This window comes from Ruegeria spongiae (assembly GCF_023502395.1).
GTDB lineage: Bacteria > Pseudomonadota > Alphaproteobacteria > Rhodobacterales > Rhodobacteraceae > Ruegeria_C > Ruegeria_C spongiae.
Window position 1 is genome coordinate 84,070 of sequence record NZ_JAMFMB010000014.1, and the last position, 21,949, is coordinate 106,018.

Here is a 21,949-nt window from a genome sequence, read left to right on the forward strand (position 1 = left end):
GGTCTTAGCCGAAGCAGGCGCGGCTTTGGAGTCGACCTTTGTCGCCAGCGCTTTTGTTCCCCCCCGCGCCGAGAGGCACACAAGACACATGCGGCTATTGAACCGCAGGGATGGGTCAAGATGCCTAGCACTGAAGCACAACCTCCGGTAAGTTCACGAAAAACAAGATTCATATTATGACGAGGGTCTGACATGCTCCGGTTCTTCCAACTGGTTTTTGCGCTTTGCATTGCCATTTTCTGCCTCTCCGGCCCCGGCGCTCAGGCGCAGATGTCGACCGGCGGCGCTTCAACTGCACCCAGCGTTCCCACCCTGCCCGAGGAACTGACCCCCGAGATCGTCGACGACCTCGTGGCGCGGCTGTCGGACGATCAGGTGCGCGCGCTGTTGTTGCAGCGATTGGATGCCGTGGCCGAAGAGCAGTCGGCATCAACGCAGGCCAACAAGAGCATGCTGACCGAGGTGACCGAGACCTTCCGCGAGATGACCTCGTCCTGGACCCATGTGGTCACCACCCTGCCAACGCTGTTTTCCAAGCAGGGCCAAGCCTTTGGGGCCTTCGGTTCATCCTTTGGAAGCGGTGGTGTGCTGCTCTTGTTCGGGCTGATCGCGGCCGTACTTGCACTTGGTTATGCCGCCGAGAAGCTGTTTGGGCTGATCACCCGCAAATGGCATGACCAGACCGACCCCGGCGACAGCGCCGATCTCTGGGGCGCGCTGCGCTACCTGTTCCGGCGCTTCTGCCACGAACTTGCCGGGCTCATCGTGTTTTATGTGGTGATCCGCACCGTGGGACGCGCGCTGCTGACCCCCGAGCAGATGACCTTTGCCGCGCCTTTCGTGTTCTTCCTGATCTGGATTCCGCGCCTGGGTTCATCCATTTCACGCTTTGTACTGGCACCAAAGAAATCGCAATTGCGGCTGGTGAACGTGGACGATCACTGGGCCAAATACCTGCACCGCAACCTGATCGGCCTGGTGATCCTGGTTGGTTTCACCCTCTTCATCGTGCGCTTCAACGCGCTGAACGGGCTGACACCGGGTGACACGCGGCTGGGGTTCTGGCTGAACACGGCGATCCATATCTATATCGGCGTCATCGCCTGGACCGCCCGTGAAGGGCTTAGCGACATGATGCGCGGCACCGACCCGGATCGGACCGCCTTCGACGAGAAGGCGGCGCGATATTATCCGTATTTTGCCATCGGCGTTTCAGCGGTCGGCTGGATTCTGGTTGAATACATTGCCGCCCAGAACGACCCTCAACTCCTGGCCATTCTGCTCAAGGGGCCGCATTTCACCACCATGTTCTGGCTGCTGATCGCCCCGGCGCTGGACACCGCCATCCGGGGGATGGTGCGCCATATGCAACCACCCATGGAGGGCGAAGGACCGATGGCCGAACGGGCCTATAAATCCTCCAAACGCAGCTATATCCGCATTGGCCGCGTGCTGGCTGGCATATTTGTCGTCCTGATGATCGCGGGCGCATGGGAGCTTGACCTGCGCAATGTCGCGGCGGCTGGCATCGGTGAAGATTTCGGCGGCGCGGTGATTGAGTTCCTGATGATCGTCGCGGTGGGCTATATCCTGAACGAGGTGATCTCGCTCTGGATCAACCGCCGTCTGGCCCGCGAACAGACCGCCGCAGGCGCGGTCGAGGAAGAATCCGGTGGCGAAGGCGGTGGCGCAGGCGGCTCGCGTCTGGCGACGGTGCTGCCACTGCTGCGGGTCACCGCGCAGGTCTGTATCGCGGTGATCTTCGGTCTGCTGGCGCTGGGGTCACTCGGCATCAACATCACGCCGCTTCTGGCCGGCGCCGGTGTTCTGGGTCTGGCCATCGGCTTTGGCGCACAGAAACTGGTGGCAGATATCGTCGGTGGCGTGTTCTTCCTGATCGACGATGCGTTCCGCGTGGGCGAATATGTCGATGTGGGTGGCACCACCGGCACGGTCGAAAAGATCTCGATCCGATCAATGCAACTGCGCCACCATCGCGGCCCGGTCCACACCATCCCCTATGGCGAGATTCAGAAGCTGACCAATTACAGCCGCGACTGGGTGATCATGAAGCTGAAATTCACCGTGCCGTTCGACACCGATCCCAACAAGGTCAAGAAGATCTTCAAGAAGATCGGTGCCGAGATGATCGCCGACGAGACCCACAAGGACGGGTTCCTCGAGCCGTTCAAATCGCAGGGCGTCTTCGATTTCGACGATGTCGGCATGATCATCCGGGGCAAGTTCATGGCGATCCCCGGCAAGCAGTTCACCTTGCGCAAGGAAATCTACAACCGCGTCAAGGCCTCCTTCAAGGAAAACGGCATCGACTTCGCCCGCCGTGAGGTGCGCGTCGCGATCCCGGGTCTGGAGGATGCCGAACATATCACCGAAGAGCAGAAGGCCACCATCGGCGCTGCAGCCGGTGAGGCGGTCAACCAGCAACTGGCCAAGGATGAGGCCGCCAAATCCGGTGGATGACATGGCTTCGGGCAGCCCCTTTGGTGCAAAGAGGCTGCCCGGTCGATCACATTGGACAGGGCTTTCCGTGTCTTACCCGGTCCGGCGGCACGCCGGGTCAATATGCCCCGGTGGCCCCGGTACCGGCTTATCCGGCGCGCGCCCCCTTCCCCCCGGCGCCGCCTTCCCCTAAAAGGCGCGAAACTTTGCCATCTCGGGGACCCAGACAGGATGCAAGAGCCAGCCATCACGCCGGAACTGATCGAAAGCCACGGGCTGAAACCCGATGAATACGACATGATCCTTCAAATCATCGGCCGCGAGCCGAGTTTCACCGAGTTGGGCATTTTCTCGGCCATGTGGAACGAGCATTGCTCTTACAAATCCTCCAAGAAATGGCTGCGCACCTTGCCCACCTCCGGCCCGCAAGTGATCTGCGGCCCCGGCGAAAATGCGGGCGTGGTCGATATCGGCGACGGTCAGGCCGTGGTCTTCAAGATGGAGAGCCACAATCACCCGTCTTATATCGAACCCTACCAAGGCGCGGCCACTGGCGTGGGGGGCATCCTGCGTGACGTCTTCACCATGGGCGCACGACCTGTCGCCTCAATGAATGCGCTCAGCTTTGGCGAACCTGATCACCCCAAGACCCGGCAGCTGGTCAACGGCGTGGTCGAAGGCATCGGCGGCTATGGCAATTGTTTCGGCGTGCCTTGTGTGGGCGGCGAGGTCCGGTTCCACCCCGCCTATAACGGCAACTGTCTGGTCAACGCCTTTGCCGCCGGTCTGGCCGACAGCGACAAGATCTTCTACTCGGCGGCCTCGGGCGTCGGTATGCCGGTGGTCTATCTGGGTGCCAAGACCGGCCGCGACGGCGTCGGCGGCGCCACCATGGCCTCTGCCGAATTCGACGACACGATCGAGGAAAAACGCCCCACCGTTCAGGTCGGTGATCCCTTCACCGAAAAGCGCCTGATGGAGGCGACGCTGGAGCTGATGCAGACCGGGGCGGTGATTTCCATTCAGGACATGGGTGCGGCAGGTCTGACCTGCTCGGCTGTGGAAATGGGTGACAAGGGCGGTCTGGGCGTGCGGCTCGATCTGGAAAATGTGCCTCAGCGCGAAGACAACATGACCGCCTATGAGATGATGCTGTCGGAATCGCAGGAACGCATGCTCATGGTCCTCAAACCCGAGCTTGAGGCCGAGGCCCGTGCCGTGTTCGAGAAATGGGATCTGGATTTTGCCATTGTTGGCGAGACCATCGCCGAAGACCGCTTCCTGATCGTCCATAACGGCGAGGTCAAAGCTGATCTGGTCCTGTCCAAACTGTCCTCGACCGCGCCGGAATATGACCGCCCGTGGGAACCGACGCCGCAGGCCGAAGAGCTGGCCGATGTGCCCCAGATCGACGCCATAGACGGTCTGCGCGCCCTGCTGGCCTCGCCCAACTATGCGGGCAAGCAATGGGTCTATGAGCAATATGACACCATGGTCATGGCCGACAGCGCCCGCACGCCCGGTCTGGGGGCTGGCATGGTCCGGGTGCATGGCACCGACAAACTGCTGGCCTTCACCAGCGACGTGACCCCGCGCTATGTGCGCGCCAACCCGATTGAAGGCGGCAAGCAGGCAGTGGCCGAGGCCTATCGCAACCTGACCGCCGTGGGCGCGACACCGCTTGCTTCGACCGACAACCTGAATTTCGGCAATCCCGAAAAACCCGAGATCATGGGCCAGTTCGTGGGTGCGATCAAAGGCATCGGCGAAGCGTGCGCCGCGCTCGACATGCCGATCGTGTCGGGCAACGTCTCGCTCTATAACGAGACCGACGGTCAGGGCATCCTGCCCACCCCCACCATCGGCGCGGTCGGGCTGCTGGCCCATACGGGCGACATCATCGGCAGTGAGGTGCGCGAGGGCCATGTGGCGCTGCTGATCGGTGAAACCGCTGGCCATCTGGGCCAATCCGCTCTGCTGGCCGAGGTGTTCAACCGCGAAGACGGCGATGCACCGCAGGTCGATCTGGACGCCGAAAAGCGCAACGGCGATTTCATCCGCGCCAATCGCGACTTCATCAAGGCCTGCACCGATCTCAGCGATGGCGGGCTGATCATGGCTGCATTCGAACTGGCCGAGGCTGCCGGCGTTGGCGTGCAACTGGACGATGCCCCCACCGAAAAGCTGTTTGGCGAGGATCAGGCCCGCTATCTGGTTGCCTGCAACTTTGATCAGGCCGAGGCGCTGATGATCGCTGCCGGACGGGCGGGCGTCACCATCGAATCCGTAGGCCGCTTCACTGGCAGCAGCGTGCGTATCGGTGGCTCGGAAGCGGCGCTGGATGATCTGGCGGGCACCTATCGCGAAAGCTTTGCCGCAGCGGTGGCCTGAGGCCGCAAAAACGAGCAGATCCGGCACCCAGACGGGTGCTGGATTTAGCGCGATCCGGGCGCGCGCCTCCCTTGCACGTGCCCGCACTCCGCTCTACTTCTTGAGAATGACCATCAGGAGACGACCCACATGCCAATGAGCGCCCATGAAATCGAACATCTGCTGCGCGAGGCCTTTCCGGATGCGGAGATTCAGGTCGGCGGCAGCGACGGCGTTCACATGTCCGCCATGGTGGTGGACGAAAGCTTTCGCGGCAAGAACCGAGTCCAGCAGCAACGCGCCGTCTATGCCGCGCTGAAAGGCAAGATGGACGGGTCCGATGGCGAGTTGCACGCACTGGCGCTGACGACCAAGGCGCCAGAGTGAGCACCACTTTCTGGACCTATTGCATCTGCGGACTGATCACCGTGATTGGCTGCTTCGTCATCATTAGATCCGTTGGGCGTCAAACACGCTCCGAAAAAATCCGAGGCGTGGAACCGGGCCAGGGCGACCAACTGATAGATCATGGAACTGTTTTGGGCGGAGGCGGTGGTCATGTAACTGTTTCGCGGGTCACGCGCGACCCGCAGCAATACGCCAAGGCCATGGCACCGAAGAAATGACATCTTGGCTGATCTGGATCGCAGGCGGAATTGCCACTCTGGTGGTTGCCGCCGCGCTGACAGAGGCCTATGTGAAGCGGAACAGAAAACGACGCCTGTCGGATATGCGCCCCGATCCGGACAAGATCAGCAAGATCGCAGGCATCGACCGCTATGGATTGGACCCGGTGGTTCTGGCACAAGCCGAGCACCGGCGACTGGAAACTGAGGGCTGGACCAAGGACCAGCCGAACACGGACACAAAACACGCGACCGCGCGCGAAGAGGACCTACAAGATGAGCGACGTTAAGACCCAGATCGACGAGACCGTCAAAGCCAATGACGTGGTGCTGTACATGAAGGGCACCAAGGAAATGCCGCAATGCGGGTTCTCGTCCCGTGTGGCGGGTGTGCTGAACTATATGGGCGTGGATTTTTCCGACGTGAACGTGCTGGCCGATGAGGCGATCCGTCAGGGCATCAAGGACTATTCCGACTGGCCCACCGTTCCACAGCTTTATGTCAAAGGCGAATTTGTGGGCGGCTGCGACATCATCACCGAGATGACCCTGTCGGGCGAGCTGGACACGCTTTTCGACGAAAACGGCGTCACCTATGACAAGGACGCCGCCGACAAGATCCGCGAAGCCAACGGCTGATCCCCGGTCAGTCTGACTGACACTCCGCATAGATCGCCTGGGTGGAGGCCCCCTCCTCCCAGAGCAGCAGGGCGGACCGGCCCTTTTCATGCCAGACATAGCCACCACCGGGTTCCGCAAAGCGCACGCCTGAACCGGAACGCGTCACCGGCAGACCGATCTGGTTGCCTTCGATCAGTAGCACCACCGCCGCGTCGGCATCCTTGCCGACATGGGTTGCCGTAACCTCTGCCCCGCGCTCGCAGATGTAATAGGTGGTCTCGATCCAGACATCGGCCACGGCAGGCCCTGCCATCGCCGCAAGCGCAATCAATAGCGGCACTGCTTTCACGACGCCTGCGCCTTTTCCTCAACTTCTGCGGCCAAAGATTCCGCACGCGCGGCAAGCTCGGCCAGCGTGTCGGTGACAAAGGGCGGCACCACCGCCACCTCGATCTGTTCCGGCTCGGGCAGCGGCATGTTGCGCAGCTGCGCCAGTTCGTGCTCCTGCTCGCCCAGTTGCGCCTCAAGCTCACGGACCCGGTCGCCAAGCCCGGCAGTCTTGTCCGCCAGCATCAGCCCCGCCATCAACAGCATCCGCCCCTCGGGCATACGACCGATCTGATCCGACAGCACCTGTGCCTCTTCATCCAGCATCGCGGCGGCGGAGTGCAGAAACTGCTCTTCGCCGGGCTGGCAGGAAACCTCGAAGGCGCGCGTGCCAATGGTGATGGTAATATTGGGCATTACGCTTCCTCCCCTTCGACCAGTTCCGCCTGCGCCAGCAACGGCTCAAGCTGCGCCAGCACCGCCTGGGCTTCGGCCATGTCGGTGGCCCGTACCGAGCGCAGCGCCTCAAGCTCGGCCTGCAGCGCTTGGTTGATCAGATCTGCGTCGCCAACCCCGGCGGCATTGGCCTCTCGCAGCGCGCCATTGACCTCGCGCAGCTGCTCATTGGCTTTGCGCAGCCGCTGCAGATCATCATCCAGCCGCGACATCGCCGCGCCGTGGCTGACCCGCTCGGCGCGCAGCATGTCATTCTCGGAGCGCAGATCGCGCGCCTGTTCGGTGTCCGCCATCGCTGCGCGCAGGCTTTCGATCTCGGCTTTCAGCGGTTCGGCATCCTCGACGCTTCCCAGCCGGACCCGCAGCACGTCATTCTCGGCGCGCAGGTCCTCGACCGCATTGGCGGCAGATGTGGCGGCCTCTTCGGCCCCGGCCCGTTCGGCCAGCAATGCCTGTGCGTCGTCCAGATGGGCACGCAAAGCCGCCAGCTCCTCGCCATCCCCGTCAGCCCGCTGCGCCAGCTCGACCTCGTGGCGTGCCTTGAGCACCTTGAGACGTTCCTCAAGCTGGGCATTGGCCAGCTTTTCGTCTTCCAGCGCGGCCAGCAGATCCGTATCGGGCGCTCCGGCCGCGGCGGCAATATCTGCCGCCGGTTCGGGCTGTCTTGACAACGTTTCAACCCCGGCACCGATCCGATCCATCGCGGCGGCGATACGGCGTTGCAATTCCTCAATCTGGCTCATGCCCCTCACCCAATCTTCCTGCGGTTCTTGTTCTTCATCCCGGCGACCCCCGCATCAAAACCCACACGAATCGGGCACCGGTTCGATTGAAATTACCCTAGCGAAAGCGGGGCGGAAATACCCCCCTTTTGCTTTCAATCACTTGAGACCGGCAGTTCATGCGCGGAAAGACGCAAATCCCGGTTCTGCTTGCACTTCGGGGGCTGGATGGTATTGAGCGCCGCAACCGCCCTTAACCCAAAGGAACAAGCCCCGTGGACCTGACTGCGCTGCGCAAAGCGAACCCTGAACATTGGGCCAAGGCAACGGCCATCCGCACCCTGACCCTCGATGCCGTCGCCGCCGCCAATTCCGGCCATTCCGGCATGCCGATGGGGATGGCCGATGTCGCGACCGTGCTGTTCGAAAAGCACCTGAAGTTCGACGCCGCCAACCCGACATGGCCCGACCGCGACCGGTTCATCCTGTCCGCGGGCCACGGCTCGATGCTGATCTATTCGCTGCTTTACCTCACCGGCAACCCGCATATCACGCTGGACGAGATCAGGAATTTCCGCCAGCTCGGTGCCAAGACCGCAGGCCATCCGGAAAACTTCCTGGCCGAGGGGATCGAGACCACCACCGGCCCGTTGGGTCAGGGCATCGCCAATGCCGTAGGCTTCGCCATCGCCGAAGAGGTGCAGCGCGCCCATTACGGCAAGAAGGTCGTCGACCACTATACCTATGTGATCGCAGGCGATGGCTGCCTGATGGAAGGCGTCAGCCAAGAGGCGATCGGCCTCGCGGGCCGTCTGGAGTTGGGCAAACTGATCGTCTTCTGGGACGACAACAACATCACCATCGACGGCACCGTTGATATGGCCGACCGCACCGATCAGGTCGAACGCTTCCGCGCCTCGAACTGGCACGTGATCGAGATCGACGGCCATGATCCCGCCGCCATCGACGCCGCCATCATTGAGGCCAAGACAACCGACATGCCCACCATGATCGCTTGCGAAAGCCATATCGCGCTGGGGCATGCGGCGCAGGACACCTCCAAGGGCCACGGCGCACTGACCGATCAGCAGCAGCTTGAGGCGGCAAAAGAGGCCTATGGCTGGCCCCACGGCGCGTTCGAAATCCCGGCGGATGTGAAATCCGCATGGGAGGCGATCGGTGCCCGCGGTGCCGATGCCCGTGCCGCATGGGAAGAGCGGTTCGCGCAAATCTCCGAGCGCAAGCAGGGCGAGTTCAACCGCGCCTATGCCGGGGACACGCCCAAGAAGCTCACCAGCGCCATCCGCGCGCTGAAAAAGCAGGTCTCGGAAGATCAGCCGAAACTGGCCACCCGCGCCGCCTCGGAAAAGGTGCTGGGCGTCGTGAACCCGATCCTGACCGAGACTATCGGCGGCTCTGCCGACCTGAGCGGGTCGAACAACACCAAGACCGCCGATCTGGGCGTGTTCCTGCCGGAGAACCGCAAAGGGCGTTACATCCATTACGGCATCCGCGAACACGGCATGGCCTCGGCGATGAACGGCATGGCGCTGCATGGCGGCATCCGCCCTTATGGCGGCACTTTCATGGCCTTTACTGATTATGCCCGCCCGGCGATGCGTCTGGCCGCGCTGATGAAAATCCCGACCGTCTTTGTGATGACCCATGATTCCATCGGTCTGGGCGAAGACGGCCCGACCCACCAGCCGGTCGAGCATCTGGCGATTTCGCGCGCCACACCCAACACCCATGTGTTCCGCCCCGCCGACATGGTGGAAACCGCCGAGGCCTGGGAACTGGCGCTGACCAGCAAGGACACTCCTGCGGTGCTGTCCCTGACCCGTCAGGGCCTGCCCACGGTGCGGAGTGAGCACAAGACCAAGAACCTGACCGCACAGGGCGCTTACGTGCTGGCCGATGCCGAAGGCAAACGCCAGGCGATCCTGATCGCCACCGGCTCCGAGGTCTCCATCGCCATGGAGGCCAAGGCCAAGCTGGAAGCCGAGGGCATCGGCACCCGCGTCGTCTCCATGCCCTGCATGGAGCTGTTCGCGGCCCAGGACGAAGCCTATCGCAAACGCGTCCTGCCGGGCGGGCCGGTTCGTGTCGGCATCGAAGCCGCCGTGCGTCTGGGCGGCTGGGACCGCTGGCTGCTGGGCGAGCGTGGCCGCGAGGCCAAGGCCGGTTTCATCGGCATGTCCAGCTTCGGCGCCTCCGCCCCTGCGGGCGAGCTCTACGAACATTTTGGCATCACGGCGGATGCGACCGTGTCGAAGGTCAAGGAATTGCTGGGCTGAGCCCACATCTCTTCAGAACAAAGCAAAAGGGCACTCGTTTGAGTGCCCTTTCTTGATACAAATGTGTCAAATTTCGAATGCGGGCATTGCGAAAGAAGCTCACCTGCGGAATTATTGTTCTATTGCCGCAAGTGCCGGAAGCTTAGCAAATAGCATCCTGGTTTCTTTTTCGGCGCTGCTCGAGAATTCGCGATAAGCTGACCGGGTGCTTGTTACTATGTAACCGGCCAAGTCCACCAATTCATTCACCGCTTCGGTTAGTTCCACAAGATCGTTGAGGGTTGCACTCTCCGTTTCAATCTCCTGCACTATGTTGTGTGCCAAAACGTGGTTTCGCAATGGCCTCAGTTTTTCCAGCGTACCATTTCCCCTCAATGCCCGTTTAGCTTTGCTGAAAGCTGATCTGGCGGAAAAGTATGCTTCAAGTTCATAACGTATTCCCACCTCTTCCATTCTATTTCTATGGTACTTCTCAATTACTTTCTCAGTGGGAAGTTTGCTGGCAAGCTTGTGTATTGTAACGGTATCGGTCTGAGTATCGAACATCCGAGTATTGAACAGGATTAGGGCATTCGTGATTTCGCTATTTCCTAGAAGCAATACGCGCCCTGAAGTCGAACCGTCGACGACCCTGATCCAGTCATCATTTTCGATCAGCCCCTTCAGATGACCAAGATGTCTACAATAGTAGCGGCACTGCTTGTCGAGTTCATCATACAGACGGGCAAATTCATCCACTCTACTAACTTCTCCTCAATTCAAGCGCGATGTATATTTGGGATTGCTCGAACGGAAAGAACCTTTCGTTGCAAAGCAAATGATGAGAATTGTGGGCTCAAACAGATTTTCCAGAAAACGCCCCCAAAACCGGCCCGATCACCTTCGTCGCCACCGGGATCAGCACAAAGCCCCAGGCCAGGCCAAAGAGGCCGTCCATGGTGGCCTTGGACACCCATTCCACGGCCCCTGCCCACTGCTCGGGCACCATATGACCCAAAGCATAGGCCCAGTCGTGGATATGATGGCCCAGCCAGCCAAAGCCCAGCACCTCCATCCCGTGGATCACGATGGACCCACCGACCCAGAGCATGGCGGCGGTGCCGACAATCGACAGCGTCTTCATCACGCCGGGCATCGCCTTGACCAGCCCGCGCCCCAACCCGCGCCCGATCAGCGTGGGCGCGTTGTTCGCCATGAAAAGCCCCACATCATCCATCTTCACGATCAGCGCAACCGAGCCGTAAACCGCGACCGTCACACCAAGACCCACAACCGCCAGCGTCGCGCCCTGCATCCAGACGTTTGGAGCCTCGATGGCCGCCAGAGCGATTGTCATGATCTCGGCGGACAGGATGAAGTCGGTCTTGATCGCGCCCCTGACCTTCTGCTCCTCCAGATGGCCGGGGTCGCGCTCTTTCAGGTCCTCGTGAACGCCGTGACTGCCATGCGGAAACAGCACGTGAAAGATCTTCTCCGCACCTTCGAAACATAAATAGGACCCGCCGATCATCAGCAGAGGCGTGATCAGCCAGGGCGCAAAGTTGGCCAGCAGCAGCGCCACCGGCAGGAGCAGAATGATCTTGTTGAATATCGATCCGCGCGCGATACGCCAGATGATCGGCAACTCGCGCGCCGGTGCAAAGCCCTGAACGTATTTCGGCGTCACGGCGGCATCGTCGATGATCACTCCGGCGGTCTTTGCCCCCGCCTTGCCCGCCGCCGCAACCACATCATCGACCGAGGCCGCCGCCACCTTGGCAATGCCCGCCACGTCGTCCAGCAAAGCCAGCAAACCGCTCATCTTCGATTCTCCTGATCAATCCGCGCGCTGGCAGACTATCTGTTCACACTGTTAGCACAAGCGTTAGCGCAACCGGCGCAGGTTTGCGCTAACAGGCTCGTTTTATTGGTTTTTTGTGCTTCACCTAGAAGCTATGGCTGTCTATATGGCAGCAAATTACACGTCGTCGGAGCAACATATGACCATCAAGGTAGGCATCAACGGGTTCGGTCGCATCGGTCGCTGCACCCTGTCCCATATCGCGGCATCCGGCCGTAACGATATCGAAGTCATCAAGGTCAACGCTACCGGCCCGCTGGAAACCTCGGCGCATCTGCTGAAATATGACAGCAACCACGGCCGCTTTCCGCGCGACATCATCGTCAATGAAAACACCATGGATCTGGGCCGCGGCCCGATGCAGATGTTCTCGACCTATGACATGGGCCAGCTGGACTGGGAAGGCTGCGACGTGGTGCTGGAATGCACCGGCAAGTTCAATGACGGGCTCAAGGCCAACACCCATTTCGAGCGCGGCGCGCAGAAAGTGCTGCTGTCGGCACCCGGCAAGAACGTGGACAAGACCATCGTCTATGGCGTCAACGACGAGACGCTGACACCCGAGGACCGGATGATCTCGAACGGGTCCTGCACCACCAACTGCCTCGCCCCTTTGGCCAAGGTGCTGGACAACGCCATCGGCATCGAGCACGGCATCATGACCACGATTCACGCCTATACCGGCGACCAGCCGACGCTGGACCGCCGCCACGAGGACCTGTACCGCGCCCGCGCCGCCGCGATGGCGATGATCCCGACCTCGACCGGGGCCGCCAAAGCGCTGGGTGAGGTGCTGCCAAACCTCAAGGGCCGGCTGGACGGGTCTGCCATTCGCGTGCCGACGCCGAACGTCTCGGCCGTTGACCTGACCTTCCGCGCCGCGCGCGACGTGACCCGCGAAGAGGTCAACGCCATCGTCGCCGAAGCCGCGCAAGGCCCGATGTCGCGGGTGCTGGGTTATGAGCCCGCGCCACTGGTCTCGGTCGATTTCAACCATTCCGAAGAAAGCTCGATCTTTGCCCCCGATCAGACCCGCGTGGTCGACAACCGCATGGTGCGGGTGCTGGCCTGGTATGACAATGAATGGGGCTTCTCGGTCCGCATGGCAGATGTGGCCGTGGCGATGGGTCGGTTGAATTGAACCCATTAAGCGCTTGAGACATAACGCCCGCTCAGGTTATCTGAGCGGGCGTTTTTCATTTCTCCCGAGGGCCGGATGACAAATCAAATCGCCATTTGGCTCGGGGGCATCCTGCTCGTCGCCGTGGTCGGGGATGTCATTTTCTTCGGGACCGAACACCTTCTGTTTCTGGGTCGCAAACTGTACGACCTGCTGCAATGGCTGGCCTTCTGGCGCTGAAGATCAGAGCGGAACCTTGCGAACCACATGGGCTTCGCCCTGCCCCCTGTCCCGGGTATAGCGCATCTGCGCGCCATTCACTTCGATGTGCTCGCAATCGGTCTCATCCGGCGCATCCGGAAGGGAGAGCGTGCGGCAGAAAAACCCGTCCTGCCACTCCCAGCGCCCTTCAAATGCCACCCCGTCCGAAGTTCCGGCAAAGCTTCCATCCGGATGGATCACAAAGCACAGGTCCGGCCCCTCGAACCCACACTCTGCGATGAAGGCGCAGAAAGCCGCGCGTGTTTCGATACCAACCCAAGCCGAAGACACCGGACCGCCTGCTAACGCACAAGCCGTTCATCCAGCGCTGCCTTGACGCGGGGCGGCACGAATTTCGACACGTCGCCACCCAGCCGCGCGATTTCCTTGACCAATTTCGAGGCAATCGCCTGATGCCGCAGATCAGCCATCAGGAACACGGTCTCGATCGTGTTGTCCAGCGCCCGGTTCATGCCGACCATCTGGTATTCATACTCAAAATCGGCAACCGCACGCAGACCACGCACGATGGTCTGGGCGCCCACATCGCGGGCGCAATCTATCAGCAGATTCTCAAACGGATGCACCACGATTTCGGTGCCCGTCTCGGCGCTGAGGGCGACACATTCGGCCTCGATCATGGCGACACGCTCTTCCAGCGTGAACAATGGGCCCTTGTCCCGGTTGATCGCAACACCAATCACCAGCCGGTCCACCATCAAAGCCGCCCGGCGAATGATGTCGACATGACCCAGCGTGATCGGGTCAAAGGTTCCGGGATATAAAGCAGTTCTCATGGCAGGCCTCTGCGCAACAAAATTGCGCCGCAAAGAACCACATGCGGCCTGCAAGCGCAATGCGGCAAATCAGTGCCCCATGATCATGCCCTGAAGCGCGTCCTTTTCCATTGCAAGTTCAGCCAATTGCGCCTTGACTGCATCCCCCAGCGTCACGATCCCGACCAGTTTGCCGTCCTCAAGCACCGGCATGTGGCGGAACCGCCCCTCGGTCATCTGTTGCAGAACGTCCTGAACGCTCGCCTCGCGGCTGCAGGTCACCAGGTTGCTGGTCATGTAGGCGCTGACAGGTTGGGTCAGGCAGCCGCTGCCGCTGGCGGCAAGTTCACGCACGATGTCGCGTTCCGACAGGATGCCGTCCGGCGTTTCCCCATCATCCGAGACCACCACCGTACCGATCCGTTTCTCGGCCAGAACCTGTGCTGCCTCGGACACCAATGTCGACGTCTTGACAGTCACCACTCCGGAACCGGTCTTGGATTTCAGGATTGCCTGGACAAGCATTTGCGTTACCTCGGTATTATTTCCCGTATGCCCCGAGCGTTGCCCCTTGGCCGCGTCCTGTCAAGTCAACCCTTCCAACCGGGCCACTTCGTCGCGAATCCCGGTGCTCAGGGCGGCGGCAAAGCGGTTCAGCCGCTCGCTGCGCTGGTCGCCCTGGTGGCGCACCAGATAGAAGCTGCGGGTCAGGCTGATCTCCTCGGTCAGAAATTTGCGCAGGTCCGGGTGAAACGGCAGGGTGAAATCATGGGCAACGCCGACGCCCGAGCCATGCGACATCTGCCGCAACTGCACCGAGACCGAGTTCGAGGCCAGCGCCACCCGCTGGATACCAATATCGTTGAGGTAGTCCAACTCGCGGTCAAAGATCATGTCGGGAATATAACCGATCATCCGGTGCCCGCGCAGGTCGGCGACACTGTGGATCGGCGGATGGGTCGCAAGATAGCGCCGCGTGGCCACGATGTGCAGCTTGTAGTCGCAGATCTTCTGCACCAGCAACTGCCCCGCCGTGGGGGCGCTGACGGTGATCGCCATATCCGCTTCGCGCCGCGACAGGTTGATAATGCGCGGCAGAGCCAGGATCTGAATGTCGAGATCGGGGTTTTCATCGCAGATACGGGCGCAAACCTGCGGCAGCAGGTAGTTGGCGCTGCCATCCGGTGCGCCGATGCGGATTTGCCCGGTCAATGTCTCGGCGGGCCCCGCCATCGCGCCCGCAGCGGCGCGCATCGCCTCTTCCGCCTGCTCGCCATGGCTCAGCAGCCGCTCTCCGGCAGCACTCAGCACATAGCCTTGCGGCGACTTGGTAAATAGCGGCGCGTCCAGCGCGGCCTCCAAACGGGCGATCCGTCGTCCCACCGTGGCCGGGTCCAGCTTCAGCAGCCGTCCGGCACCAGACAGGCTCTGCTCGCGCGCCACGGTCAGAAACACTTTCATGTCGTCCCAATTCGGCTCCATGGCGCCCATACCTGAATTTCTGCAAAACCGCTTTGGAACATTGCCTCTGTTCAGGGGATTTTTGCAAGCCTATGGTGGCCCCAAATTGAACCGGAGGAGTCTGAGATGCAGGAACTGTCCCACTTCATCAATGGCGCGTATGTCGCCGGAGCGTCCGGCCGTTTTGCCGATGTCTTCAACCCCGCCACCGGCGAAGTGCAGTCGCGATGCCCGATGGCCAGCGTGGCCGAGACCACCGCAGCCATTGAAAAGGCCGCAGCCGCGCAACCCGTCTGGGGTGCCACCAACCCGCAAAAACGCGCCCGCGTGATGATGGCGATGGTCGGGCTGATGAACCGCGACATGGACAAGCTGGCCGAGGCGCTCAGCCGCGAGCATGGCAAAACCCTGCCCGACGCCAAGGGCGATCTGCAGCGCGGGCTCGAGGTGATCGAATACTGCATCGGCGCACCTCAGATGCTGAAGGGCGAGTACACCGACAGCGCCGGCCCCGGCATCGACATGTACTCGATGCGCCAGCCGCTGGGCGTCGTGGCGTCGATCATGCCGTTCAACTTCCCCGCCATGATGCCGCTGTGGCATGTCGGTCCCGCGCTGGCCTGCGGCAACGCCGTGGTGCTGAAACCTTCCGAACGTGATCCGTCGGTGCCGCTGATGCTGGCCGAACTCTTCGTCGAGGCCGGACTGCCCAAGGGCGTGTTCCAGGTCGTCAACGGCGACAAAGAAGCGGTCGACACCCTGCTGGACAGCGAGATTATTCAGGGTGTCTCCTTTGTGGGGTCAACCCCGATCGCGCAGTATATTTATTCCCGCGCCACCGCGAACGGCAAACGCGCGCAGTGCTTTGGCGGTGCCAAGAACCACATGATCGTGATGCCCGATGCCGATATGGATCAGGCCGCCGACGCGCTGGTGGGTGCCGGTTTCGGCGCTGCGGGCGAGCGGTGCATGGCCGTTTCGGTTGCCGTGCCGGTGGGCGAGGAAACCGCCGACGCCCTGATCGAGAAACTGATTCCCCGCATCGAAAAGCTCAAGGTCGGCCCCTACACCTCAGGCGACGATGTCGATATGGGTCCGGTCGTGACGCGCGAAGCCAAAGAGCGGATCATGGGCCTGATCCAGTCCGGTGTCGATCAGGGGGCAGACCTGGTGGTCGACAACCGCGACTTCAGCCTGCAAGGCTACGAGGACGGCTTTTTTGTCGGCCCGCACCTTTTTGATCGCGTGACCCCCGACATGGACATCTACAAGCAGGAGATCTTCGGCCCGGTTCTGTCCACCGTCCGCGCGGGCTCCTATGAAGAGGCCATCGGTCTGGCAATGGATCACGAATACGGTAACGGCACCGCAATCTATACCCGCGACGGCGACACCGCCCGCGATTTCGCCAGCCGTATCAATATCGGCATGGTCGGCATCAACGTCCCGATCCCGGTGCCGCTGGCCTATCACACCTTTGGCGGCTGGAAGAAATCCATGTTCGGCGACCTCAACCAGCACGGGCCGGACTCGTTCAAATTCTACACCCGCACCAAAACCGTCACCGCGCGCTGGCCCTCGGGCATCAAGGAAGGCGGCGAGTTCAACTTCAAGGCCATGGACTGACGTGACGACAATTGCTGCCCGGCCTCCTGCCGGGCGGCAATCACGCTCTTTTCATCAGCCCCCTCTGGTCAGACGCCGCCCGAGCCCCTATTTTCCCCGCGAAGAATTGAGCAGATGATGGAGGCAGCTTTGCCGAATTCCCGGATTACCCGCCGCGGCGCCCTGCTGGGCGTTGCCGCCACCCTTGCAACCCCGGCCCTGGTGCGCGCCCAAAGCAGCGACGCCTTCCCGCAGACCGAACAACCCATCAGCACGCAGGTGCCGGTGAACCGCAACGTCTCGTCCTTCCGCCGCCAGAACTGGCAGGACCATTTCGACACGCTGGGCAAGGGCGCCCTGCTGGCCGACATCACCAGCCGCGCGGTGCATTACTGGGGACCGAACGGCGAATATCGCCTGTTCCCGTCCTCGGTCCCGATGAGCGAGGAACTGACCAAGCGCGGCTATACCAAAGTGGTGCGCAAGACCGAAAACCCAAGCTGGACTCCCACCGCCAGCATGCGCGAACGCGACCCGGACCTGCCGATCCGGATGGATGGAGGCGACCCCGGCAACCCGCTGGGCACCCGCGCGATGTATCTGGACTGGCCCGCCTATCTGGTACACGGCACCCACGACACCCGTAAAATCGGCCGGATGAGCTCATCCGGCTGCATCGGCCTCTATAACGAGCATGTGGAACAACTCTATCCGCTGGTCCAGATCGGCACCCAGGTGCGCCTGATCTGAAGCGCTTCATCCGATAGAAAACGCACCCGGGCCTGGGGCAACGCCCCAGCGCCTGCGTGGCGTGAACGCAAACAAAAAAAGCGCGCCGCAGGCGCTCCTTTTCGAAACAGCCCCGTTCAGCGTTTACGCACCCACAGGCTCTGCGCCCGCCCGCCCTGCAGAAACGGCAGCGCCGGCACTGCGTCGGGGCGCTCCTGCTGCAGGTAATATCCAGGCCAGAGCATCTCATACCCACCGCCCTGCAACAGCACATGCAGCATGTATTGCTCGCCCCATGACGGACAGTCATAGAAAAACCGTTTGGGGTATTCATAGGGCAGAAAAACATCATGCACATGAATCACCACGCCCGGTGCCAATTGCGGAATGATGTTGCAGAACAGATGCGCCACGTCATTGCCCAGCCGCACCTGATGGCTGGAATCGATAAACAAGACATCCCCCGCCTCCAGCGTCGAAAACAGCGCCGGATCGACCTCTTCCACCCGCTTCTGCTCGAACGTATCCACCACATGGGCGATATCGGCGCGCGGATAGGGATCGATGGCGGTGATCTGAGTCTCCAACCCGCCATCCAGCACCGCCTGCCGGGTCACACGGGTGGAATTGCCGCAGCCCACCTCGATCACCCGCTTGGGCGCGAAGCGGCGGATCATCAGATAAAGCGCATCCGCATCCGGGCGGTCGTAATAGCCGTTCTGGGGCAGATAGCCGGTCCGGTTGCGGTCGGGATCCTGCAGCGCGCGCAGGCTCTCGGCATGGGTCTCATACTCCGCGACCAGCGGCGCGATATCGAACCCCTCCATCCCCGGAGACAAGGCATAGGCCGACCGCTTCAGCCCACCGCGACGCTCGAACGCCACAAGACGCTCGGTCTCGGCCATCTCGTCCATCCGGTCGATGAGTTTCACATCAAACGGGTCAAGCAAGGCATTGAGTTTCGGGAATTTCCGCTTTTTCTTCTTCACGCCCTGCTCCTGATCCTGCGGGTTTCCGGCTCAATAGCGGGAAATACCGGGATTTCAAACCCACACCGTCAGACCGTGCGACCCGAAACGCAGCGCGCCTGCAGCAGCGCGCCTTCAGCGTGGCGCACAAAGGGGCGGGCGGCTGCGATGGGGTCACCATTGGCAATTTCAGGAAAAAGCCCGACCAGTTCGTCGTAACACGCACGATCGGCCTGCAGGATGTGCTCACCCGCAAAGAAGCTTTCCAGCGGCGCGTTTTCACAGAACACGATCTCGTGGCGGTCAAACATCAGGTGGACATATGTGATGTGGTCGCAGGGCGCAGCGTGAATCCGATCGCCGTCACATAGATGCCGGGCCGCACAGAGCACTTCTGGCGCGTGAAACAGCAGCTCACATCGCCAGCCCGAAAGCAGCACGCGATGCTGGGGCGAAACCCGGATCGGCCTGTCATTGCCGATCGTACCGGTCGCAAACCGCACCGGTGCATGCCGGCCCCGCCCCTCTATACGGCGTCTGCCGATCCAGCGGATGGGCTGGGCCCCGTGATCGAGGGTTTCGACAAGATCGCCAACCTGCAGCGCTTCGATCACGTATTCACCCTCCGGGGTTCTGATCAGAGTGCCTTCGGTGAAACAGGCAATCTCGACGTTTTCGATGTTCTGATAGGTGAAGCTGTTTAGGTCGCCCGGTAGGCTGACTGTGCCGCCGGTAGAGCCTGGAAAGAACGGCCTTACGGTCGAGCCCTTGGGCACGATCAACGTATCGTTGTTGGCGCCGCCATCCACGAAACTGGTGTTCAGCCCGGCATGAATTTCATCGCGCCCGGCACCGCCATCCAGATTGCCGCTGCCGTCTTCGGCAAAGAGTGTATCGCGCCCAATGCCGCCGCTGAGGATATTGTTGCCCGAGCCGCCAAGCAGCACGTCACGGCCACGCCCGCCGATGATGTTGTTGTCTCCGACTCCGCCCTGCAGCGTGTCATTGCCACGACCACCATCAATCGCACCGCCAAGGCTGCCATCATCGGTGAAAGTGTCATTGCCCCGCCCGCCGGAATAGCCCCCCGCATTCAGCCCGACCGAGCCGCTGACATTGTCAGCATTGTTGTTGCCGGTATATTCCACGAACTCACTGAACGAGCCCGAGGCGATATCGGAATTGGTGTAGGTGGTGACAGCGCCGGTATTGGTGTTGGTGAAGGTAATCGAGCTTCCGGTCATTGTGATCTGAAACGCGTTGCCGACGCCTGACACGTCGATTGTGCTGTTCGGTCCGATATCAAGCCCGGCCCAGAAGGACGCATTGTTGATGTCGGCATTGGTCAGGGTCAGAAAAACAGGCATCTCGCGTCCCTCAAGGCAACCCGGAGCTACAGGCAACCATTCAAGCTGCCGCTACGATAGCAAGTGCATTGGGTTCGCGCCATATCAGGCATCACAACAAGGTTGATCAGAGGGTTTTCAAACACCGCAAAGGCGGGCCGCCACATTATCCGCCTAGCCCTGCCCCCGAAACAGCCTTGTGGACGAGAACATCGCCTCCAACTCTTCGATCCGCTCCTTGCTCTGTTCCCAGCGCGCATCCTGAACCTCGGCGATCAGCGCCTCGACGATCAGCATCAACGCGAGGGTGCTGTCCCAGCTTGACGGCGCCTCGACCAGCGAGTTGAACGTATGGCGGGCCGAGCGGGCGATGGGCGAGCCCCATTGGTCGGTGAACAGCACCACCGTCACCCCGCGCTCCGAGGCGATCTGCGCCAGTTTGGCCAGATGCGCCTCATACCGGCGGATGTCGAAGATCACCAGGACCGAGGCTTCGTCCATGTCCAGCAAATATTGCGGCCAGACATTGGCGGAATTGCCCAGCATGGTCACATTGGGCCGGATGATCTGCATGTGGTTGTAGAGGTAATCGGCATTGGAGCGGGTGATGCGCCCGCCCACCACGTAAAGCGGACGCGCTGTATCGGCGAGCAAAGTGGCCACCGCGTCGAACATGCCCGTGTCGATCCGGTCAAGCGTGTGACGCATATTGGTCCAGGCGGTCTGGGCAAACCGGGTGAGCGGGTGTTCGGCCCCTTCGTCCACCACCCAGGCATCCCGCTTGGCGATCGGCTTCTTGATCTGCGCTGCCACCTCGTCGCGCAGGGCGTCCTGCAGCGCCGGAAACCCGTCGAACCCCAGCTTGCGCGCCATCCGGATCACGGTCGGGGTCGAGACGCTGGCGGCATTGGCAAGCTTGGTGATCGATTGCAGCCCGCCCATCGGGTAATCCTGCAGCAGGATCGAGGCAAGCTGGCGCTCGGACGGCGTCAGCGCCTCCATCTCTTCCTGGATCTGTTGCTTGACGAGCTTGGTGGTCGGGGTCACGGGCGGGCGTCCTGATTACGATTGTTACAGCCTATGCGGTTCTGTAATCATGTCTACAGAAATATTGTTGACAGTCAGCGCAAAGCTGTAACCAATGCTACACATGGCAATTGATCCCGAGTCACCTCTGCTATCCTCGTTCGAAGGCCCGGCGGCGCGCGTGCTGAATGCGCGGGGCAGCGGCGCTGCCGTTCTGGTCTGCGAACACGCCAGCCGGTTCATCCCGGCAGCGCTGGATCGACTGGGGCTGGACGGTGAAGCGGCGCAGTCACACGCGGCCTGGGATGTCGGCGCGATGGAACTGGCGGTGGAGTTGATGGGCGCGCTGGATGCGCCTCTGGTCCATTCGCGGGTCAGCCGGCTGGTCTATGACTGCAACCGCCCGCCCGAGGCCGACAGCGCCGTTCCGGCGCGCAGCGAACGGTTCGACATACCGGGCAATCAGGGGCTGAGCCCGGCGCATCACGCGCAGCGGGTGCGCGATGTCTACATGCCATTCCGCGACCTTCTGGCCGAGGTTCTGACCGCGCACAAAAAGCCGCCTATACTCGTAACCATCCACAGTTTCACGCCCGTTTACAACGGTGTACACCGCGATGTTGAACTTGGCATCCTGCATGATACGGATGACCGGGCGGCACAGGTGCTGCTGAAGCGATCCGCTGATTGCGGGCTGCGCGTGGCGTTGAACGAGCCATATTCTGCCCGCGACGGTGTGACCCATACATTGCGCGAGCACGCTGTTTCACGCGGGCAGCACAATGTGATGCTGGAATTGCGCAACGATCTGCTCGACACGCCCCGGGGCGTGAACCGGATCGCCGGGTTGCTGTCGCCAATGCTGACCGATCTGGTCTCGGATTTGTCACAAGAGGCGGCATCATCATGATCAAAGGCACCATGATCAAGGGTCCGGG

Annotated in this window: 24 protein-coding genes; 12 read left to right on the top strand and 12 right to left on the bottom strand. The window is 61.5% G+C overall.

Translation table 11 applies throughout. The features are described from left to right. Positions 1 to 192: 192 nt before the first annotated feature. The 6 genes from M3P21_RS12345 to grxD all read left to right on the top strand — a co-directional run bounded on the left by M3P21_RS12345 (position 193) and on the right by grxD (position 6,095). A complete protein-coding gene (locus tag M3P21_RS12345) occupies positions 193 to 2,481 on the top strand; it encodes a mechanosensitive ion channel family protein (RefSeq protein WP_249710329.1) in 2,289 nt (762 codons plus the stop codon). 210 nt (positions 2,482 to 2,691) lie between these two features. Further along, positions 2,692 to 4,851, top strand: coding sequence for a phosphoribosylformylglycinamidine synthase subunit PurL (gene purL, locus M3P21_RS12350; RefSeq protein ID WP_249710331.1), 2,160 nt, complete (start codon positions 2,692 to 2,694; stop codon positions 4,849 to 4,851). Positions 4,852 to 4,980: 129 nt separating this feature from the next. Further along, the gene (locus M3P21_RS12355) at positions 4,981 to 5,217 is read left to right on the top strand and encodes a BolA/IbaG family iron-sulfur metabolism protein (RefSeq protein ID WP_249710333.1); all 237 of its coding nucleotides are present in this window, start codon (positions 4,981 to 4,983) and stop codon (positions 5,215 to 5,217) included. Further along, positions 5,214 to 5,456, top strand: coding sequence for a hypothetical protein (locus M3P21_RS12360; RefSeq protein ID WP_249710335.1), 243 nt, complete (start codon positions 5,214 to 5,216; stop codon positions 5,454 to 5,456). Before M3P21_RS12355 ends, M3P21_RS12360 begins: the two co-directional genes overlap by 4 nt. Beyond that, positions 5,453 to 5,746 carry a hypothetical protein gene (locus tag M3P21_RS12365; protein WP_249710336.1) on the top strand — a complete coding sequence of 98 codons (294 nt, stop codon included), beginning with the start codon at positions 5,453 to 5,455 and terminating at the stop codon, positions 5,744 to 5,746. The genes M3P21_RS12360 and M3P21_RS12365 overlap by 4 nt, the downstream gene beginning before the upstream one ends. Further along, entirely contained in the window at positions 5,733 to 6,095 is a 363-nt protein-coding gene (gene grxD / locus M3P21_RS12370; RefSeq protein WP_249710337.1) for a Grx4 family monothiol glutaredoxin, read from the top strand. Before M3P21_RS12365 ends, grxD begins: the two co-directional genes overlap by 14 nt. Before the next feature lie 7 nt (positions 6,096 to 6,102). Here the strand turns inward: grxD and M3P21_RS12375 are convergent, their stop codons facing one another. The 3 genes from M3P21_RS12375 to M3P21_RS12385 are packed head-to-tail and all read right to left on the bottom strand — an operon-like array spanning position 6,103 to position 7,603. After that, positions 6,103 to 6,426 carry an MliC family protein gene (locus M3P21_RS12375; protein ID WP_249710338.1) on the bottom strand — a complete coding sequence of 108 codons (324 nt, stop codon included), beginning with the start codon at positions 6,424 to 6,426 and terminating at the stop codon, positions 6,103 to 6,105. Next, on the bottom strand, positions 6,423 to 6,821 hold the full coding sequence (locus M3P21_RS12380) for a cell division protein ZapA (RefSeq protein ID WP_249710339.1): 399 nt from the start codon (positions 6,819 to 6,821) through the stop codon (positions 6,423 to 6,425). The genes M3P21_RS12375 and M3P21_RS12380 overlap by 4 nt, the downstream gene beginning before the upstream one ends. Then, the gene (locus M3P21_RS12385; RefSeq protein ID WP_249710340.1) at positions 6,821 to 7,603 is read right to left on the bottom strand and encodes a coiled-coil domain-containing protein; all 783 of its coding nucleotides are present in this window, start codon (positions 7,601 to 7,603) and stop codon (positions 6,821 to 6,823) included. Before M3P21_RS12385 ends, M3P21_RS12380 begins: the two co-directional genes overlap by 1 nt. A 254-nt stretch (positions 7,604 to 7,857) precedes the next feature. Here M3P21_RS12385 and tkt point away from each other — a divergent pair, with 254 nt between their 5' ends. Continuing rightward, entirely contained in the window at positions 7,858 to 9,879 is a 2,022-nt protein-coding gene (gene tkt / locus M3P21_RS12390; protein WP_249710341.1) for a transketolase, read from the top strand. Positions 9,880 to 9,990: 111 nt separating this feature from the next. Here the strand turns inward: tkt and M3P21_RS12395 are convergent, their stop codons facing one another. Together M3P21_RS12395 and M3P21_RS12400 are read right to left on the bottom strand one after the other, a co-directional pair. Beyond that, complete coding sequence (locus tag M3P21_RS12395; protein ID WP_249710342.1) at positions 9,991 to 10,617, bottom strand: AbiU2 domain-containing protein; 627 nt, start codon at positions 10,615 to 10,617, stop codon at positions 9,991 to 9,993. A 97-nt stretch (positions 10,618 to 10,714) separates the two neighbouring features. Beyond that, positions 10,715 to 11,680, bottom strand: coding sequence for a DUF808 domain-containing protein (locus M3P21_RS12400; protein WP_249710343.1), 966 nt, complete (start codon positions 11,678 to 11,680; stop codon positions 10,715 to 10,717). A 178-nt stretch (positions 11,681 to 11,858) separates the two neighbouring features. Between M3P21_RS12400 and gap the strand changes: the two genes are divergently transcribed. After that, positions 11,859 to 12,860, top strand: a complete 1,002-nt coding sequence (gene gap / locus M3P21_RS12405; RefSeq protein WP_249710345.1) for a type I glyceraldehyde-3-phosphate dehydrogenase — start codon at positions 11,859 to 11,861, stop codon at positions 12,858 to 12,860. 75 nt (positions 12,861 to 12,935) lie between these two features. Then, positions 12,936 to 13,079, top strand: a complete 144-nt coding sequence (locus M3P21_RS12410; protein ID WP_249710346.1) for a hypothetical protein — start codon at positions 12,936 to 12,938, stop codon at positions 13,077 to 13,079. Between the two features lie 3 nt (positions 13,080 to 13,082). Here the strand turns inward: M3P21_RS12410 and M3P21_RS12415 are convergent, their stop codons facing one another. The 4 genes from M3P21_RS12415 to M3P21_RS12430 all read right to left on the bottom strand — a co-directional run bounded on the left by M3P21_RS12415 (position 13,083) and on the right by M3P21_RS12430 (position 15,358). Further along, positions 13,083 to 13,391 (bottom strand): hypothetical protein, encoded by a 309-nt coding sequence (locus tag M3P21_RS12415; RefSeq protein ID WP_249710347.1) that lies wholly within the window; start codon positions 13,389 to 13,391, stop codon positions 13,083 to 13,085. Between the two features lie 11 nt (positions 13,392 to 13,402). After that, positions 13,403 to 13,897 (bottom strand): pantetheine-phosphate adenylyltransferase, encoded by a 495-nt coding sequence (gene coaD, locus M3P21_RS12420; protein WP_249710348.1) that lies wholly within the window; start codon positions 13,895 to 13,897, stop codon positions 13,403 to 13,405. Positions 13,898 to 13,966: 69 nt separating this feature from the next. Beyond that, positions 13,967 to 14,401 carry a CBS domain-containing protein gene (locus M3P21_RS12425; RefSeq protein WP_249710349.1) on the bottom strand — a complete coding sequence of 145 codons (435 nt, stop codon included), beginning with the start codon at positions 14,399 to 14,401 and terminating at the stop codon, positions 13,967 to 13,969. 60 nt (positions 14,402 to 14,461) lie between these two features. After that, positions 14,462 to 15,358 carry a LysR family transcriptional regulator gene (locus M3P21_RS12430; protein ID WP_249710350.1) on the bottom strand — a complete coding sequence of 299 codons (897 nt, stop codon included), beginning with the start codon at positions 15,356 to 15,358 and terminating at the stop codon, positions 14,462 to 14,464. 105 nt (positions 15,359 to 15,463) lie between these two features. Between M3P21_RS12430 and M3P21_RS12435 the strand changes: the two genes are divergently transcribed. Together M3P21_RS12435 and M3P21_RS12440 are read left to right on the top strand one after the other, a co-directional pair. Next, the gene (locus tag M3P21_RS12435; protein ID WP_249710351.1) at positions 15,464 to 16,963 is read left to right on the top strand and encodes a CoA-acylating methylmalonate-semialdehyde dehydrogenase; all 1,500 of its coding nucleotides are present in this window, start codon (positions 15,464 to 15,466) and stop codon (positions 16,961 to 16,963) included. Between the two features lie 114 nt (positions 16,964 to 17,077). Continuing rightward, the gene (locus tag M3P21_RS12440; RefSeq protein WP_249710352.1) at positions 17,078 to 17,692 is read left to right on the top strand and encodes a L,D-transpeptidase; all 615 of its coding nucleotides are present in this window, start codon (positions 17,078 to 17,080) and stop codon (positions 17,690 to 17,692) included. A gap of 116 nt (positions 17,693 to 17,808) precedes the next feature. On the opposite strand, the gene M3P21_RS12445 is transcribed toward M3P21_RS12440, so the two are convergent. The 3 genes from M3P21_RS12445 to M3P21_RS12455 all read right to left on the bottom strand — a co-directional run bounded on the left by M3P21_RS12445 (position 17,809) and on the right by M3P21_RS12455 (position 21,032). Beyond that, the gene (locus tag M3P21_RS12445) at positions 17,809 to 18,660 is read right to left on the bottom strand and encodes a class I SAM-dependent methyltransferase (protein WP_249710353.1); all 852 of its coding nucleotides are present in this window, start codon (positions 18,658 to 18,660) and stop codon (positions 17,809 to 17,811) included. Positions 18,661 to 18,728: 68 nt separating this feature from the next. Beyond that, positions 18,729 to 20,006 (bottom strand): Hint domain-containing protein, encoded by a 1,278-nt coding sequence (locus M3P21_RS12450; RefSeq protein WP_249710355.1) that lies wholly within the window; start codon positions 20,004 to 20,006, stop codon positions 18,729 to 18,731. A gap of 153 nt (positions 20,007 to 20,159) precedes the next feature. After that, a complete protein-coding gene (locus M3P21_RS12455) occupies positions 20,160 to 21,032 on the bottom strand; it encodes a MurR/RpiR family transcriptional regulator (RefSeq protein ID WP_249710356.1) in 873 nt (290 codons plus the stop codon). Positions 21,033 to 21,126: 94 nt separating this feature from the next. Between M3P21_RS12455 and M3P21_RS12460 the strand changes: the two genes are divergently transcribed. Beyond that, a complete protein-coding gene (locus tag M3P21_RS12460; RefSeq protein ID WP_249710357.1) occupies positions 21,127 to 21,921 on the top strand; it encodes an N-formylglutamate amidohydrolase in 795 nt (264 codons plus the stop codon). Positions 21,922 to 21,949: the final 28 nt, after the last annotated feature.